At 67.0% G+C, this 17182-nt stretch carries 15 protein-coding genes; 11 read left to right on the plus strand and 4 right to left on the minus strand.

Features of this window, described 5'->3' with window-relative positions; genetic code table 11:
* Window positions 1-73 precede the first annotated feature (73 nt).
* From ACG3SL_RS11430 to ACG3SL_RS11465, 8 genes are all read left to right on the plus strand, one after another.
* Complete coding sequence (locus ACG3SL_RS11430) at window positions 74-508, plus strand: hypothetical protein (protein WP_448661240.1); 435 nt, start codon at window positions 74-76, stop codon at window positions 506-508.
* Window positions 509-761: 253 nt separating this feature from the next.
* The gene (locus ACG3SL_RS11435; RefSeq protein WP_448661241.1) at window positions 762-1334 is read left to right on the plus strand and encodes a YqaA family protein; all 573 of its coding nucleotides are present in this window, start codon (window positions 762-764) and stop codon (window positions 1332-1334) included.
* Between the two features lie 152 nt (window positions 1335-1486).
* Window positions 1487-1690 (plus strand): preprotein translocase subunit SecE, encoded by a 204-nt coding sequence (gene secE / locus ACG3SL_RS11440; protein WP_448661244.1) that lies wholly within the window; start codon window positions 1487-1489, stop codon window positions 1688-1690.
* Between the two features lie 3 nt (window positions 1691-1693).
* Window positions 1694-2230 (plus strand): transcription termination/antitermination protein NusG, encoded by a 537-nt coding sequence (gene nusG / locus ACG3SL_RS11445; protein ID WP_448661245.1) that lies wholly within the window; start codon window positions 1694-1696, stop codon window positions 2228-2230.
* Window positions 2231-2407: 177 nt separating this feature from the next.
* A complete protein-coding gene (locus tag ACG3SL_RS11450; RefSeq protein WP_448661246.1) occupies window positions 2408-3382 on the plus strand; it encodes an alpha/beta hydrolase in 975 nt (324 codons plus the stop codon).
* Window positions 3383-3568: 186 nt separating this feature from the next.
* A complete protein-coding gene (gene rplK / locus ACG3SL_RS11455) occupies window positions 3569-4000 on the plus strand; it encodes a 50S ribosomal protein L11 (RefSeq protein WP_448661248.1) in 432 nt (143 codons plus the stop codon).
* Window positions 4001-4004: 4 nt separating this feature from the next.
* Window positions 4005-4697, plus strand: a complete 693-nt coding sequence (rplA, locus tag ACG3SL_RS11460) for a 50S ribosomal protein L1 (protein WP_448661250.1) — start codon at window positions 4005-4007, stop codon at window positions 4695-4697.
* Window positions 4698-4843: 146 nt separating this feature from the next.
* Window positions 4844-6877 (plus strand): radical SAM protein, encoded by a 2034-nt coding sequence (locus ACG3SL_RS11465; protein ID WP_448661251.1) that lies wholly within the window; start codon window positions 4844-4846, stop codon window positions 6875-6877.
* A 91-nt stretch (window positions 6878-6968) separates the two neighbouring features.
* On the opposite strand, the gene ACG3SL_RS11470 is transcribed toward ACG3SL_RS11465, so the two are convergent.
* Window positions 6969-9512: a S8 family peptidase gene (locus tag ACG3SL_RS11470; protein WP_448661252.1), complete on the minus strand. Its 2544-nt coding sequence runs from the start codon at window positions 9510-9512 to the stop codon at window positions 6969-6971.
* Window positions 9513-9991: 479 nt separating this feature from the next.
* On the opposite strand from ACG3SL_RS11470, the gene rplJ reads away from it, so the two are divergent.
* Complete coding sequence (rplJ, locus tag ACG3SL_RS11475; protein WP_448665118.1) at window positions 9992-10507, plus strand: 50S ribosomal protein L10; 516 nt, start codon at window positions 9992-9994, stop codon at window positions 10505-10507.
* A gap of 57 nt (window positions 10508-10564) precedes the next feature.
* Complete coding sequence (gene rplL, locus ACG3SL_RS11480) at window positions 10565-10939, plus strand: 50S ribosomal protein L7/L12 (RefSeq protein WP_448661253.1); 375 nt, start codon at window positions 10565-10567, stop codon at window positions 10937-10939.
* 76 nt (window positions 10940-11015) lie between these two features.
* On the opposite strand, the gene ACG3SL_RS11485 is transcribed toward rplL, so the two are convergent.
* A complete protein-coding gene (locus ACG3SL_RS11485; protein WP_448661254.1) occupies window positions 11016-12146 on the minus strand; it encodes a hypothetical protein in 1131 nt (376 codons plus the stop codon).
* Between the two features lie 122 nt (window positions 12147-12268).
* On the opposite strand from ACG3SL_RS11485, the gene ACG3SL_RS11490 reads away from it, so the two are divergent.
* On the plus strand, window positions 12269-14350 hold the full coding sequence (locus ACG3SL_RS11490; RefSeq protein ID WP_448661255.1) for an acyltransferase family protein: 2082 nt from the start codon (window positions 12269-12271) through the stop codon (window positions 14348-14350).
* On the opposite strand, the gene ACG3SL_RS11495 is transcribed toward ACG3SL_RS11490, so the two are convergent.
* Both ACG3SL_RS11495 and ACG3SL_RS11500 read right to left on the minus strand, forming a co-directional pair.
* Window positions 14295-15716, minus strand: coding sequence for a M16 family metallopeptidase (locus tag ACG3SL_RS11495; RefSeq protein WP_448661256.1), 1422 nt, complete (start codon window positions 15714-15716; stop codon window positions 14295-14297). The two genes, ACG3SL_RS11490 and ACG3SL_RS11495, sit on opposite strands and share 56 nt — an antisense overlap.
* Window positions 15716-17119 carry a M16 family metallopeptidase gene (locus tag ACG3SL_RS11500; protein ID WP_448661258.1) on the minus strand — a complete coding sequence of 468 codons (1404 nt, stop codon included), beginning with the start codon at window positions 17117-17119 and terminating at the stop codon, window positions 15716-15718. The genes ACG3SL_RS11495 and ACG3SL_RS11500 overlap by 1 nt, the downstream gene beginning before the upstream one ends.
* Window positions 17120-17182 lie beyond the last annotated feature (63 nt).

Below are 17182 nucleotides of genomic sequence, written 5' to 3' on the forward strand. Positions count from 1 at the left end.
GCGTGACGGTGGGCGCTACGGCGTCCGGCACCTTTATCGGGGCGTAGCCTTCCGGTGCCGCCAGGCAGGAGCAATGCTGGAAATCATCCTCCGTTTCATGGGCACCAGCGGCGTGTTCGTTGGCGTGATCGCCGTCTATGCGGCAACGCGCAACCACACGCGCCAGCTCGACGCCCAGATCTTCCTCACCTATTCGGACCGCCTGCAAACCGTGCGGCACATGCTGTTCACCGAATTGATGCCGATCTGGACCACGGAACTGTCGGCCTATGACGTGTCGCGCGTTCTTCCGGGCGTGTTGCAAGTGATGCACCTCATCCACGAACTCTATGAGCTGCGGGCGCAAGGCTATGTGAAGGCGCGGATGTGGGCGATCTGGTCGCGCGACATCGATCGGTTCCTGACCACGCCGATCGTGCGGGGCCTGCACGACGAGATTCGCACCGACTTTCACGGACATGGTGCGTTTCTCGACTGGATCGACCGGCGGCAGGCGGCGCGTTCCTGACCGCCGCGCGGTAGACCTCGCCGCAGGTCGTTCGACCGCAAGGGTGCCATTTCGACTCTCGACAACCCGACCGGCTGCTGGCACTGCACCTGCCAGTCTTAGCTGGCCGGGCGCCCGGCGGTGCGTTCGCTTCCCGATGCAGGGGAAGGCCGAATGCACACCATCGGCGCCCTTCCCTTTCCCTGCCCGGCCGGGCGTTGCGGGCGCGGCGAATGGCCCGCCCCCGGCGACGGGCCGCACTCCCGGAGATCGCATGTTTCGCGCATTGTACGACTGGGTCCTGCGCATGGCGCATCATCGGCACGCGCTGCGCAGCCTTGCCGCCGTTTCCTTTGCCGAAAGCAGCTTCTTTCCGATTCCGCCCGATGTGATGGTCGTGCCGATGGTGCTGGCGCGCCGCGAGCAGGCGTATCTGATCGCCGGCATCTGCACGCTGTTTTCGGTGCTGGGCGCGATGTTCGGCTATGCGATCGGCTATTTCATGACCGACATCGCCCGCTCGATGTTGGAGTTCTTTCGACATAATGCGTTCGAAGAGTTCACCCTTGCCTACAACAAATACGGCACCTGGCTCATTCTCGTTAAGGGGCTCACGCCCATCCCCTTCAAGCTGGTGACGATCGCGAGCGGGCTATCCCATTTCCCCTTCGGGTGGTTCATCCTGCTGTGCACGATCACGCGCGGCGCGCGCTTCTTCATCATCGCGGCGCTGCTCAAGCGCTATGGCGCGCCGGTGCAGGCGTTCATCGAAAAGCGGCTCAACTGGTTCGCCTGGGGCTTTCTGATCCTGCTCGTCGGCGGGTTTGCGGCGGTCGCCTACCTCTGATCACAACCCGCCTTGCACTGGGCGCGACTAGCCGCTAGATACCATTCCCAATCCGACAGCGTGATTTGGGCAAAGCCGGTTCCTTCCCGAAGGACCCGGCAGCGGACCCATGCCTCGCCGCCGGTGATGTTTTTTATGTGAGGATGGCCCGCGTGGCAAAGACCAGTCCCATCGAATTCGCGCGCCAGGTGCGTGCCGAGACTGCAAAGATCGCATGGCCCAGCCGCCGCGAGACGGTGATGACCGGGGTGATGGTCATCATCATGACGACGCTGCTCGGCGCGTTCTTCTTCGGGGTCGACGCGTTCTTCGACGCGCTCGTCCGCTTCCTCCTCAGCCTGGCAACCAAGGGTTAATTCATGTCGCGCTGGTACATCATCCACGCCTATTCCGGTTTCGAGGGCAAGGTCCGCGACCAGATCATCTCCGACGCCACGCGCCTCGGGCTCGACCGGCTGGTCGAAGCGGTCGAGGTTCCGACCGAGACCGTCACCGAGGTTCGCCGCGGCAAGAAGATCCAGTCCGAGCGCAAGTTCTTCCCGGGCTATGTCCTCGCCAAGCTGGAAATGAACGACGACGTGTATCACCTCGTCAAGAACACGCCGAAGGTGACCGGCTTCCTCGGATCGATGGGCAAGCCCCAGGCGATCAGCGAGGCCGAGGCCGCGCGCATCCTCAACACCAAGGAGGAAGCCGCCGCCGCGCCGAAGCAGAAGGTCAGCGTCGATTTCGACATCGGCGATACCGTCAAGGTGGTCAGCGGCAACTTCGCGACCTTCTCGGGCGTGGTCGAGGAGCTCGACTTCGACAAGAGCCGGGTCAAGGTCTCGATCTCGATCTTCGGCCGCGCGACTCCGCTGGAGCTGGGCTTCGAGGACGTCGAACGAGTCAAGTAACGGCTGCGTCCAACGCGACGCACGCATCATGAAATACCAAACGGCCGGGGCGAAAGCTCCGGCCGTTTTCGTTGCTGGGCGGCCCGCGCACTCTTGATTAGTTCGACAAAAGCAGATCATATATGATCCGTAACGATAAAATCAGGGAGAGGATTCGTCATGCGGGCCATATCGAATATGTCGGAGTTGTTTGCGCGCGGGCGCCGTCGTCAGTGGCGCGCGCTCGCATTGTGCGTTGCCACCGCCGGTGCCGTTGCGCTTCCGGCGCACGCACAGAGCGACAAGATGATGCCGATCGCCATTCCGGCGCAGCCGACCGCGATCACGCTCGACACCGGCCCGCTGCCCGGTGCGAAGAACGCCGAGTCCTGGCACAGCCAATATGGCAGCGTGTTCGCGCGCAACGTGACGGTGGCGACGCTCACTCCGTTCCTGCCCGATCCGGCCAAGGCCAATGGCACGGCGGTGATCGTCGCGCCCGGCGGTGGCTTCATGACGCTGTCGATGGAGAATGAAGGCTGGGACGTGGCCAAGGCGCTGGCGGCCAAGGGCGTCGCGGCGTTCGTGCTGAAGTACCGGCTCAACCAGACCCCGGCATCGATCCCAGAGTTCGAGGAATCGATGCGCAACATGTTCGCCCGCGTCGCCGCCGCCCCCGCACCCGGCGCAGCGCCGGCAGCAGCGCCCGCCGGACCGCGCCCCGCGATGAACCTCGATCCGATGCTCGCCGATGCCCGCGCCGCCTTCGCGCTGGTCCGCAGCCGCGCGGCGCAGTGGCACATCAACCCGGCGCGTGTCGGCATGGTCGGCTTTTCCGCCGGCGCCGGGCTGACCATGGCAACGACGCTGTCGGGCAACGACGCGAAGCCCGCGTTCATCGGCACCATCTATGGCTCGCTCAACCCGGTCGACGTACCGGCGGACGCCCCGCCGCTGTTCGTCGGGATCGCCGCCGACGATCCCTTGTTCAGCGGGCGCGGATTCGGGCTGGTCGAAAGCTGGATGAAGGCGAAGAAGCCAGTCGAGTTCCACCTGTTCGAACAGGGCGGCCATGGTTTCGGCATGTACCAGAAGAAGACCACCAGCACCGGCTGGTTCGACGAGTTCGTCCGCTGGATGGACATGCATGGCTGGCTCGCCCCGGCCAAGTGACGCGCAGTGCCGGGGTGGCGCGACTGCCCCGGCGCTTGCATTCGGGCGCCAGTTCGGCTAGGCGCCCGCGCTTCCAAGCGTGCACACGACTGGAAACCTGCGGGAGGGTGCGGCGACGCGCCCGACTGAACCGCTAAACTTGATCCGGATGCCCGCCCCCGGGCGGCGTCCACGAAAGAGAGTGACATGGCAAAGAAAATTACCGGCTATATCAAGCTGCAGGTGCCCGCCGGCGCCGCGAACCCCTCTCCGCCGATCGGCCCTGCCCTGGGTCAGCGCGGCGTGAACATCATGGAGTTCTGCAAGCAGTTCAACGCATCGACCGGCGACCAGGAAAAGGGCACGCCCCTTCCCACCGTCATCACCGTCTATGCGGACCGCTCGTTCTCGTTCGAGACCAAGACCCCGCCCGCGACCTATCTGCTGAAGAAGGCCGCCAACCTGAAGTCGGGTTCGAAGGAGCCGGGCAAGGTTTCCGCGGGCACCATCAAGCGTTCGGCCGTCCAGGCGGTCGCCGAGGCCAAGATGAAGGACCTCAACGCGAACGACATCGAAGCAGCAACGAAGATCATCGAAGGCTCCGCACGCGCGATGGGCCTCCAGGTTGTGGAGGGTTAATCTCATGGCGAAGCTCACCAAGAAGCAGAAGACCTGGTCGGTCGACAACGAGAAGCTGCACGGCGTCGACGAAGCGATCGCGATCGTGAAGGCGAATGCGACGGCGAAGTTCGACGAGTCGGTCGAAGTCGCGCTGAACCTGGGCGTCGATCCGCGTCACGCCGACCAGATGGTCCGTGGCGTCGTCACCCTGCCCGCAGGCACCGGCAAGACCGTGCGCGTCGGCGTGTTCGCACGCGGCGCCAAGGCTGAAGAAGCCACCGCAGCGGGCGCAGACGTCGTCGGCGCCGAGGACCTGATGGAAGCCATCCAGGGCGGCAAGATCGATTTCGATCGCTGCATCGCCACGCCCGACATGATGGGCCTGGTCGGCCGCCTCGGCAAGGTGCTGGGCCCCAAGGGCCTGATGCCGAACCCGAAGCTGGGCACCGTGACCATGAACGTCGCCGAAGCCGTCAAGGCGGCCAAGGGCGGCCAGGTGGAATACCGCGTCGAGAAGGCCGGCATCATCCATTCCGGCATCGGCAAGGTGTCCTTCTCTGCAGAGGACCTGCGTCGCAATTTCGACGCGCTGGTCGACGCAGTGGTCAAGGCCAAGCCGACGGGCGCCAAGGGCAAGTATCTGCGCAAGGTTGCGCTGAGCTCGTCGATGGGCCCGGGCGTGAAGGTCGACACGGCGGAAGTCGCTGCGGTCTGATCCGCACGGCACCCGTACGATACGCAAAACGAGAAGGGCCGGGAGCGATCCCGGCCTTTCTTGCGTCCGGAGAACCCCGGAGGCGCGCCATCCGCCTATAAGTTTCCTTGAGCCGGGCATTGCCCGTCACGGCCTGGGGAGAATGCATGGTTCCGTTCGACGCAACATCCATGATCGGCGCGATGCGCGCAGCGACCAGCGAACGCGCCCAACTGGCACGCGAGCAGTTGCGGATGGGCGGCGTGGCGATTCTGCCGGAAATCCTGGCTTGCCTCGACGACGCGATCCGCAACGACGCGGACGAGGTCGAACCCGCGCTGGCGACTGCGATCGGCACGCTGCTCGACGCGTTTGAGAGCGATCCGCGCTCGCCACTCGCCTATGCCGCGCTGAAGCGGATGCCGCAGGAGCATGCCGCGGCGCTGGCCGGGGTGATGATCCGCCTCGCCTTCTCGTACAATGCCGATCTCGCCGCGCTCACCGAGGGGCAGTTCATCGGCCTGGTCGGCCTGCTCTCCGCCGGTGGCGAGCATGAGCGGGCGGCGATCGTCCTCTCCGAAGCGCGCGACACGCGCCCCAGCCCCGCCATCCGCCACGCCGCATGGCTCGCGCGCTGCCGCTGGGCGGGATGCGATCCCGATGTCGGCGCACACTGGCCCGGCGGTCCGATCCGCCCCGCCGGGGCCGAGGCCGAAACCGCCGCCCGCGCGCAGATCGATCGCGCGCCCCTGACGCTCGACGCACACCGCCTCATCGCGCGGCAGCTGCTGTTGCGGGATTCTCCGGTCGAGGGTCTGGAGGCGCTGGCAACCGCGCTGGCGCTGCCGTTCGACCCCGCTGCGAAGCACGAATGCGCCGGCGAACTGGCGATGGCCCTCGCCGTTCTGACTGCGCGCGACCAAGCGTCCGTGCTGCGGACGTCGCGCATCGCCTGGACGCTGGCGATGAACGCCCCGGTTGCCCATGCCGCCGCCGATCTGCTGGGCAAGTGGAACGCCGCCGGCACCCTGCCCTTCCTCGATGCCGAGGAAGTCGCGCTGCTCCAGGACCGGCTGCGCACCATCCAGGCCGTCACCGCCTATCCGGTGCGCGACGGCAAGCCGCATGTCGAGACGGTATGGCTGGAGATCACCAATTTCTGTAACCAGAAGTGCACCTTCTGCCCGGACATGTTCCGCGAGGATGCCCGCGCCTGGCTGCCGCTGGACCGGGTAAAGGCCATCATCGACGAACTGGCGGAAAGCGTCAGCGTCGGCTCGATGCAGCTCAATGCCTATGGCGAACCGCTGCTGCACCCGAACATCGCCGAAATCCTCGCCTATCTGCGCGAAAAGCGGCTGCCCTGGCCGACCTTCTTCACCACGCATGGCCTGACCCTGGTGGACAAGAAGCTGAAGCAGCTGTCGCAAAATTACCCACAGGGTATCGCGGTGTCGCTGCACAACGACAGCCAGGAATCCTATGCCGCGACGCGCAGCGCCAAGATCGGCGACTATGCGACGCTGGTGACGCGGGTGAGCGCACTGATGCGCCAGATGGCGACCGAGCGCGCGCCCTCGCACCTGCGGCTGTACCAGATCACCGCCAACGAAGCCGCCGACGCCCGCGTCGATCAGGCGACGCGCGATGCCTTTGCCGACACGCCCGAACGGCTGATCGCCAATGTCCGCCGGTGGGAGGCGATCGCCGCCGACATCGCCGCCGCCCTGCCGGGCGTCGAGGCGCATGTGAACAGCGACGCCGCGATCACCCGCGCATTCCATTCGAAGCATGGCGACGGCGACGGCGAATTGCTGTGGCTTCTCCACTGGGACGACGTGAACGGCGCCCGCCAGAGCGCGTTCCTCTCCGCGCGCCCGCTCGACAGCTATGCGCAGCTGCTGCTCGAACACGACCCGAACTGGTCGGTCGAGCGCAAGCTGCTCAGCACCAGCCGGTGCCATTTCACGAAGAAGCCATCGCTGGCGATCTTTGCCACCGGGCGGCTGGGAATGTGCTGCCTCGATCTCAACAGCACGGCGACCTTCGGATCGCTCGACGATTTCGGCGGCAGCATCAACGCCGCGCTGATGAGCCCACAGGCGACGACGATGTTCGCCGAACTCTCCAACGGCGTCGCGACCAGCACCGGTTGCCAGATCTGCCTGGGTTCGCCCACGCGCCGCTGCGGCACGGACTGATAGCTCCTGCCGGACCGCAGCAAAAGGGGGCCGCGAGCGATACGCCGCTCCCGACCCCTTCTTTCTCAATCTGCATTTCAAGCCTGAACGGTCACCAGCGGATGCTCCACCCGGCGAGCGCGCGTGCCGAGCCATGCTCGACGTCCTGCGCGATGCCGACGCGGAACGACGAGCGCGGCCCGCCGGTCACATAGCCGGCAGTCAACTGGAGGCGGCGCGCGCCGGCCAGGCTGGCCGACGTGCTCGAATAGACCAGCGCCTGCGATGCGAGGTCATAGCCCGTGCCATAGGTCAGTCGTGCGGAACCGGATTCGATCGTCAGCGGCTGGGCAACCCCCAGGCTGAACGCGCCACCGCCCAGGCGGTGCGTGACCTGAAGACCCAGACGGGTCCCGATCAGCGGCGTCGCGCCGGTGACCAGCGATCCCGACGCGACCTTGAGCCGCGTCACGCCGACCGAGCCATAACCCTCGACCTGCCACGTGTCGCCAAGGTCGATGCTGTGATGCGCCTCGACCATCGCGGTGGAGGCACCCCGCCCCAGCCGCAGCGCGCCCGATCCGGTGGCGACGCCCAGCACGGTGCCGCGCTCCTCGATCAGCGACGCGCGGATATCGCTATGCGTGGTCGACCAGCCGAGCGTCAGCGCCTGTGCGCGCGTCCCGCTGCCCGCGCCGATCGACGTCGTCACGCTCAGCTTGCCGCCCGCCATGTAGCGATCGATGCCGAAGCTCGTATCGGCCTGGGGCACATAGGCGAGCACGCCATCGGCGAACGGGGCGAGGCCCATCACGTCCGATTGCAGCGATTCCGAGGTGTTCCAGCCGAGGCGCACGCCCGTCTTGCCCGAGACATAGGCCATCGTGCCCGACAGCGGCACGCTGCGCACGGCATCGGTTTCGGGGCCGGTGCGATAATTGGCGAACGCCATGCCGCCCACGAACTTGCCGGCGGACAGATCGACATAATTGCCCATCTGCTCGACGCGGCGCTGAAGGCTGCGCGCGGTCCCGGCCTGCGGGCGCAGGACCATGCCGGCAAGCGATCCGGCGAAGTCGCGGCCATAGGCGTCGAGCACCGTGACCTTGGACAGCGCCGTCTGGATCGAGACGGCGCCGATCGCCGACGGGACGGCCATGACCGAATTGTCCAGGCTGGTCTGGGCCGTGCCGTTGGACAGCGTCGGCTGGACGGGCGACAGCGCCGCCTTGAAATCGACCAGGCCGTGGCCGAACACTGCGTCCACGCCGGGCTCGCCGATGTCGCGCGCGGTATTGAGGATGATGTCGCCGGCCTGCTGGCCGGTCAGCTGCGGCCATTTCGAGAGGATGTCGGCGGCGAGCCCGCTCACCATCGGCGCGGCCGAGCTGGTGCCCGAGAACTGCACCATCGCGCCGTTGATGTCGGTGGTATAGTTGCGGCCGACCGCGACGACATAGCGGTCCTTCATCGTGCCGGCGCGATTGGAATAGCTCTCCAGCACATAGCCGTTCACATAGGGGCCGATCGCACCGACGAACAGGATCGCCCGCTTGTTGCTGTCGTTGATCGCGGGGGCATCGATCGGGGATTCGCCCGCGGCGTTGCCTGCCGAATTGACGATCAGCCCGCCGGTCGCGGCATAGCGCGTCACCGCCGCGCCCCACGACGCGCTGCCGGTGCCGGCAAGCGAGCTGTTGAGGATCTTGATCCCCTGGCGCCCGGCATAGTCGATCGCTTCGATCAGGTGCGTCAGCACTTCGGTCTTGGTGTCGGCATTCCAGTCGGAAATGCGCAGCACTGCGATCTGCACCGACGGGGCATAGCCGACGGTGCCCTTGCCATTGGCGGCGGCGCCCAGGATGTTGGCGACGGCAGTGCCATGGTCCGACTGCGCATCGCCCAGCACATTGCGCTTGGTCAGCACACCGCCGGCGGTGACATAGCCAAAGTCCTTGGACAGGCTGCTGATGCGCCCGTCGAGTTCACCATTCACATTGACCACGCCATCGTCGGTCACGCCGACGATGACACCCTGGCCGGTATGGCCGCTGTCCAGCGCATACAGCGCGTTGCCCAGCTCTGCGGGCACGAAATTGGCGCGATATTCCGACGTGTCATTGGCCGAGCGCACCGGCTGCATCCAATAGGGCGTGACGATGTACGGCCCGGTGGGCGCCACCGGCGCGGCATATTCGGTCACCGGCGCGGGGGTCGGCGTGGGCGACGGCGTAGGCGCCGGGGTCTGCGATCCCGTGTCCGTGCTCGGCGGCGGCGCCGGGGTCGGCGTAGGAGTCGGGGTTGGGGCGGGAGCGGGCGTCGGGGTTGGCGTCGGCACGGGCTCCGGCGCGGGCGCGCCGACGTCGGTCACGGGCGTCTGGTTCACCGGCGCCGGCGTTGGCGTGGGCGTAGGCGCCGGTGTCGGTGCGGGAGTAGGCGCAGGCGTCGCGACAGGTTCCGGCGTGGGGGTCGGCGTCGGAGCCGGCGCAGGGGCCGGGGTAGGCGCAGGCGACACCACCGGGGCCGGTGCGGGCGTGACGCCCGGCGCGATGCTCCCGCTGGAGTTCACGCCGGTGCCGCCGGAGCTGCCGCCACCGCAACCGCCCAGCGCTGAAAGCGCCAGCAGGCTCACTGATCCGAGAATGCCGATCTTCACGTCGCGTCACCTTCACCCTGTTTGTATTTTTATAGGATGGCGACTGCATCGCGACGTGACCGGGCGAACGGCAAATTCGCCAACTGATGGCTACTAAGCTATTAATATTATTCGCTGATATCCGGATCAGGGGTGGCGGATTAGTGGGAAACACGCTCCGTATTTTACAGGATGCGTTTACGCTACCGGCGCCGCGTCGGGCCGCCTCGATCGCCGGCATTGCGTCGAACGGGCTTGACTCCCCCTGTCGATCGGGTAAGGGCGCCGCTTCTCCTTTCGGGGAGAATACCGTCCGAGACAGCGAGTGACCGGAATCTGCCGGTCTTAATCTCTCGCCAAGACGGGGACAGATTTTATCGGTCGCCCTTATGGGCCACCGGGGTCATGCCGGGGTTCGCCTCTGGCCGCTGACGATCATGCCCCTCGGACATAGTGTAACCGAAGCGCCTGCAAGGGTGCTTCATAACGAGGAGACCGGCATGGATCGTTCCCAGAAGGCCGACGCCGTTGCCGAGCTGAACCGCACCTTTAACGAGGTTGGCGTGGTGGTTGTCACCCGCAATCTCGGGATGACCGTCAAGCAATCGACGGACCTCCGCAACAAGATGCGCGACGCCGGTGCGAGCTATAAGGTCGCGAAGAACCGCCTTGCCAAGATTGCCGCCGAGGGCACCGATTATTCGGTGATCGCGGACCTGATGACGGGTCCGACGGCGCTTGCCACCTCCGCCGATCCCGTGGCTGCTGCCAAGGTGGTCGCGGAATTCGCCAAGACGACCGACAAGATCGAGATCGTCGGCGGCGCGATGGGCAAGCAGCTGCTCGATGCGGAAGGCGTGAAGGCGCTGGCATCGCTGCCGTCGCTGGATGAACTGCGTGCGAAGCTCGTCGGGCTCATTGTTGCGCCCGCGACCAAGATCGCAACCATCACCCAGGCTCCCGCGGCGCAGATCGCCCGCGTCCTGGCTGCGCACAGCGAGAAGGAAGCCGCATAATAACTGCGGCTCTTTGCGATTATTTACCCGAACATATTGATTTGATTGGAGAATACCATGGCTGACCTTAACGCAATTGTTGACCAGCTTTCCGCGCTGACCGTTCTCGAAGCTGCTGAGCTGTCGAAGCTGCTCGAAGAGAAGTGGGGCGTTTCGGCTGCTGCTGCTGTTGCCGCACCGGCAGCTGCCGGCGGCGCCGCTGCTCCGGCTGCTGAAGAGCAGACCGAGTTCGACGTGATCCTCACCGGCGACGGTGGCAAGAAGATCAACGTCATCAAGGAAGTCCGCGCGATCACCTCGCTCGGCCTGACCGAAGCCAAGGCGCTGGTCGAAGGCGCTCCGAAGGCCGTCAAGGAAGGCGTGTCGAAGGACGAAGCCGAAAAGATCAAGAAGCAGCTCGAAGAAGCCGGCGCGACCGTCGAGGTCAAGTAAGCTTCTTCTGCTTCACGGCAGAGAACAGAAAGGGGCGGTCCGGCAACGGGCCGCCCTTTTCGTTGTTGACGCTACTTCAGGCCGGCACTGCCGCGCGCGGCTGATACCGGGTCGCGGCCAGTGTGGCGGCGGGCGCCGGGCGATCAAGCCAGATCGGGCCCAGCTTGCCCCCCTGCCCCGCCGTGCCCAGCATGAAATCGGCGGCGAAGCGGCGCACGCTGAGCCCCGCACGCCAGCGCAGATCGACCAGCAGCATCGGCACGAACATCGGGCGCCCGCCGACATCGACCACATGCACGGCATCGCGCGGGATCGCGAGCCGCACCGGAATGCGCGCGCCCTTGCCCGGCGGCAGGTCGAACGGCGCACCGGCCTGCTCCAGCATGGTCGCGCCGTGGAACGCCGCGCGCTGCTGGTCCTGATCTGGGTTGGCGCTGAGCAGCACCAGCGCGGCGCGGATGGCATCGGCGTTGCCGGGCTGGAGGTTGCCGACCAGCAATTCGAGGTCGAGCGCGATGTCCTGCGCGCCGAACGAGACGCGGATGTTGCTAAGCGCAATTTCGAAGGGTTCGGCGGGTGCAGGGACCGGAACCGCGTTTCCACGAACCGGGGGCAGCGCCACCGGCGGCAAGGGCGGCGGCACGGGATCGGCGACCTGCGGCGGGACGACGTCGGGCACCGAGTCCTCGGGGCGACGGCGGCGCTGGAGCGCCCACCACCCGCCCATGGCGAGCGCAGTCGCCCCTGCGCCCAACAACGCCCAGGCCCAGCCGGGTAGCCAGTCTCCCGCTGCTGCGGGCACCTCGGCTGTGACGGGTGCCTGTGTCGCGACAGGCTCTGGCGTGGCGACGACCTGCGGCACGGGCGCCACGTCCGAAATCGGCGTGGCGCTGGCCGTCGGCGCCGGCACGGGCCGGGGAGACGCAATGGGCGTGGGCGCGGCGCGCGGGGTCGGCTGCAGCTCGACGCGCGCAGGACGCACCTGCGGCACTGGCGTCGCGGTCGGCGTGGGCGCTGGCGTCGCGGTCGGGCCGATGCTGTACCGCTCGGGCGTGACGCCCGGCAGGTAGAAGACGCTGGGCGTCTGGCTGGGGGTGGGTGAAGGCACAGGCACCGGCGCGGGGCTCTGCTGGGCAAGGGCGGGTGCCCCGGCGACGACGGCGGCAAGGACCAGAGGCCCGCCGATCCTGAACGAGTTGCAACGCACGCGCGCACTCTAGCCGGTTCCGCCTGAACTGCACCTGCACGCACCGCGCGCACGAACCGGTCTGGCGTGGGTTGGCGATCCCGGTCGCTTCGCCTAGAGGCGGCGGCACGGGGAGAAACACGGTGCAAACGCGCCAATCATCACATCATTTCGGCTATCTGCCGGCCGTGGACGGCCTGCGCGCGCTCGCAGTGTGCGCAGTCATCCTGTTCCATCTGCGCCCGGCGGCGCTGCCCGGCGGGTTTACCGGCGTCGACATCTTCTTCGTCATCTCCGGCTTCGTCGTGACCGGATCGATGGCGGGATATCGTTTCGACAGCCTCGGCGAACTGGCCCGCCATTTCTATGCACGGCGGCTGGTGCGGATCATGCCCGCGCTGGTGGCGATGCTGCTCGTCACCATCGCCGCGTCGCAGCTGTTCATCCCCAATGCGTGGCTGAGCGACAGCGCCGCGCAGGTCGCGCGCTTCGCCTTTGCCGGGCTCAGCAACATCGTGCTGGCGACCGACACCGACAGCTATTTCGGGCCGCAGGCAGCGTATAACCCCTTTACCCACAGCTGGTCGCTGGGGGTGGAGGAGCAATTCTATTTGCTCTTCCCGTTCCTGCTATGGTGGCATCAGCGGCTGTCCGGCGGGGCGCACGCGGTGCGGGTCATCGTCGGGCTGTCGGCAGCCTCGCTCGCGCTGGCCGCAGCCCTCACCTTCCTCGCGCCCAAATTCGCCTTCTACCTGATCGTCACGCGCTTTTGGGAACTGGGCGCGGGCATGTTGCTGTTGCTGACGGCGTCACGCTGGGGCCCGTGGCTGGCGCAGGCGCGACCCGGCATCCAGTCCGCGCTGGGCTGGGGCAGCCTGGCGCTGGTCGCCGTCGGGCTGGCCATCCCCGAAGGCGCGCTATTCCCCTTCCCGCTCGCGCTGCTGCCCGTGCTCGGCACGACGGGGCTGATCGCCAGCCTCAGCGCGACGCAGACGCCGCTGACCCGCCTGTTCGCCAGCGCGCCGATGGTGGCGGTGGGGCTGCTCTCCTATTCGCTATACCTGTGGCACTGGCCGGTGTTCGTGCTGTTCCGCTGGACGCTGGGGCTGGATACGCCCCGGCTGGCGCTGGCGGCGCTGGGGATCGTGGTGGTGCTGGCGCTCGCCAGCTATTGGCTGATCGAGCGGCCGATCCGCCGCGCCCGCTGGATCGCGCAGGCGCGGCGCGGGCGCGTGGTGGCGGGCATGATCGCCGCCGTGGTGCTCGCGGGGCTTGGTGGACAGGCGCTGATCGCGTCGCACGATCGCATCTCGCTCAGCGTCACGCGCAATGCCGCCGACTGGTATTCGGAGGGCAAGCGCCCGCTGAACCCCGCCATCAGCCATTGCACGGTCCATAGCGAGGAAAGCCGCATGGCGGGGGGCAAGCGGCGCATCCTGACGCCGCAGAACTGCACCCGCGCCGGCGCGGGCTTCACGCTGTTCATGCCGGGCGATTCGCACGCGCTGGCCTATGCCGCCGCGATGGACCAGCTGGTGGCCGAGCTGGGCGTGCCGGTGCGCGTCTATTTCCGCGCGGGCTGCCCCTATCTCAAGCTGATCGAGACGATGGCCTCGCGCCCCAAATGCACACCCTTCTATGCCGCCGTGGTCGCCGACATCAACGCGGCCGGCAAGGCGGGCGACGTCGTGTTCCTGCCCGGACTGCGCCTCACTCGCCTGACCAACCAGTTCGAGGGCGACCGCGACATCGAAGGGCCGCACGACGACAGCGTATCGCCCGAGGCACTGGCGGAGGCACAGCGCGTGCTGGCGCAGCTGTCCGGCGATGGCCGCCGATCGCTGGTATTGGAAGCGCCCAAGCCGCTGTTCCGCAGCCCCACCTTCCGCTGCTCCGACTGGTTCAATCGGAACAACCCGATCTGTCGCGGCGGCAACACCGTGCCGCGCGACGAACTGCTGCTGTTGCGCAGCCCCGTGGTCGCCGCAATGAACGCGCTGGCGGTGCACCAGCCGGGGCTGACGCTGTGGGACCCGTTCCCCGTGCTCTGTCCGGGCGACCCGTGCCAGGCGCTGCCCGATGGCCGCCCCCTCTTCTTCGACGGCGACCATTTGAGCGGATTCGGCAACGACCGGGTCTATCCCTCGCTGCGCGACACCATGCTGGCGCTTACGGCACCGTCACCTGCTGCACCGGCACCCCCGCCAGCTCCGGCAGCGCCTTGATCTGGTCCTTGACGGCCTTGAGGTCGCCGACCACGACCAGCGTCATCTTGTCGAGCGGGTACGCCGCCTTGGCCGACGCCATCATCTGGGCAGGAGTCACTGCCAGCACGGCGGGGACATAGGTTTCGGTCCAGTCGGCGGGCAGGCCCAGCAGGTCGCGTTCGGCCAGCGTGCCGACCACGGCGCCTGCGGTGGAGTTACGGATCGCGAAGGTGCCGGCCATATAGGTGCGGATACCCTTGGCCTCGTCCGCCGGCACCGGCTCGGTCTGCATCCGGCGGATTTCCTTGAACACTTCGGCCAGCGCCGGGCCGGTCACTGCCGTCGTCACGTCCGCCTGGAAGGTCCACAGCGCATCGCTCGGGCTGAAATCGACGTCGGAATAGGGCGAATAGGTATAGCCCTTGTCCTCGCGGATGTTGGTGGTGATGCGCGAGCTGAACGACCCGCCGAGCAGCGCATTGGTCACGCGCTGGGGAATATCGTCCGCCGCGCCCGCCGGCGTCGCATCGAACGCGAGCCGCAGCGTGGTCTGCGGCGCGCCGGGGCGATCGACCAGCACCAGCTGCGGCCCCGGCTTGTGGGGCGCGGCGAGCGTCGCGGGCGCAGGGCCCGCCGCCCAGCCGCCCAGCGCCTTTTCCACCGCCGCCTTCACGCTGGCCGCGTCGAAGCGCCCGGCGATGTAGAGATGCGCGCGCTTCGCCCCGAACTGGGTGGCATAGAAACGCTTCACATCGGCGATCGTGTACCCCGCCAGCTGCGCCGCACTCGGCACGATTCGGCCATAGGGATGGTCGGGACCGTACACCGTCCGCGCCAGCGCGATGTTCGCCAGCGAGCCCGGCTGCGACAGCATCACCGCCAAATTGCGCCCCATATTGGCCTTTACTCGCGCCAGCTCGCCGGCAGGCAGGTCGGGCCGGGTGGCGACGTCGCCGACCAGCGCGATGGCGTCGCCGGCATGTTCGGACAGGACGTTCATCGCGATCGACGTCGTCTGCGGCCCGACGCCGACATTCAGGTCGCCGCCCATCGCCGCCGCCGCCGTCGCCAGCGCATCGGAGGAACGGCCCCCCGCCCCTTCCTTCAGCATCTCGCCGGTCACATCGGCCAGCCAGGTTTCGGCCCCTTCATTGGCATTGCCCGCGCGGATGCGCAGCGCCACCACCGTCTTGGGCGCGATGCCATAGGGGATCAGCGTGACCTGAAGCCCGTTGGCGAGCGTGTAGGTCTCGGTCGCGGGCAGGCGGAACGGCTTGGGCTCGCCGATCGGCGGCGCGGGCGGGAAGCTGTCCTGCGCCAGCACCGGCGTGGCAGCGGTGGCCGCAGCGATGGCGAGCAGGCTCGCGAAAATGGCGCGCTTCATCACTTTGCCCCCTGCTTGGCGCCGGCAGCGCCGGGCTCGATCGTGTAGATCGATCGATTGGTGCGGCGCAGATATTCCTGCGCGGTCTTCTGGATCAGCGCGGGCGTCACCTGCGCAAAGCCGTCCTCGATCCGGTTCACGGCGGAAGGATCGTCGTCGAACAGCGCATAGACCGCGAGCAGATCGATCAGGCCGACGCGCCCGCTGCCGTCGATCGTGCCGTACAGGCTGGACCGCATCTTGGTCTTGGCCCGCGCCAGTTCCTCGGCGCTCACCGGGGTGGAGCGCAGCGCCTCGATCACTTCGTCCACTGCCTGGGTAATCTGCGCGGGGCTGTGCGCGGAGTCGTGCGTGAAGCTGAAGCTCCACAGCATCGGCCCGTTATAGTTGAACATGTTGCCGAGATCGCCGTTGATCCCGCCATCGACATCGCCGGCGATGCCGGTCTGCTGGACGAGCTTGCGGTACAGCCGGCTGTCGTCGCCCTGGAGCAGGATCTGGTCGATCAGCCCCATCGCATACCATTCGGGCGTGCCACGCGCGGGCACATGATAGCCGGCAGCATAGCCGGGCTTGGGCGCGAGCGCATCGACGCGGCTGCGCGTCTTCTCCACGGTCTGGCGCGGCTCGCTGATGTCGGGCTGGACGACGCGGGGCTGCTTGGCGATCGGCCCGAAATAGCGCTCGATCGTCGCGCGGGTCGCCGCATAGTCCAGATCGCCGGCCACGACGAGCACGGCGTTGCTTGGCCGGTAATAGGTCTGGGAAAAGGTCTTGGCGTCGGCCACGGTCGCCGCCTCGATCTCGGTCAGGTCGCCGTAGAAATTGTGGCTGTTGTACCAGTTGGTGTTCGCCAGCATCGGCAGGTCGATCCATGGCCAGGTGCTGTACGGCTGGTTGAGCACATTGACCTTCACTTCGTTGCCGACCACGCCCTGCTGGTTCTTCAGCACGACCTCGTCGATCACCGGATTGGCCATGCGGTCCGCCTCGAGCCACAGCATCCGGTCGAGTGCGCTGGAAGGGACGATCTCGAAATAATTGGTGAAGTCGAAGCGGGTGGAGCCGTTATTGACGCCGCCCGAGCTGGTGATCGTGGTGTCGAACACGCCCTTGGGCGCGTGCTTCGACCCCTGAAACATCAGATGTTCGAACAGATGGGCAAAGCCGGTGCGGTCGCGCGGCTCGACGCGAAAGCCGATGCCGTAATAGACGCCCACCGTCACCGTCGGGGCGATGCTGTCCTTTGCCAGCACCACGCGCAGCCCGTTGGCCAGCGTGAAATACTGCGATTCGACATGCAGTTTCTGCGTGGCGGCCGGCGGCGTCGACTGGGCCAGTGCCGGGGTGGCGAGTGCCGTCGCGGCGAGCACGAGCGCGAGGCGCAATCTGTTCTTGAGCATGCAATCCCCTGAGTCCGCTTATGTGTGTTGGGGTATCATCACACTTTGGGCTTGGGAAGCCGG

Source organism: Sphingomonas degradans (genome assembly GCF_053502645.1).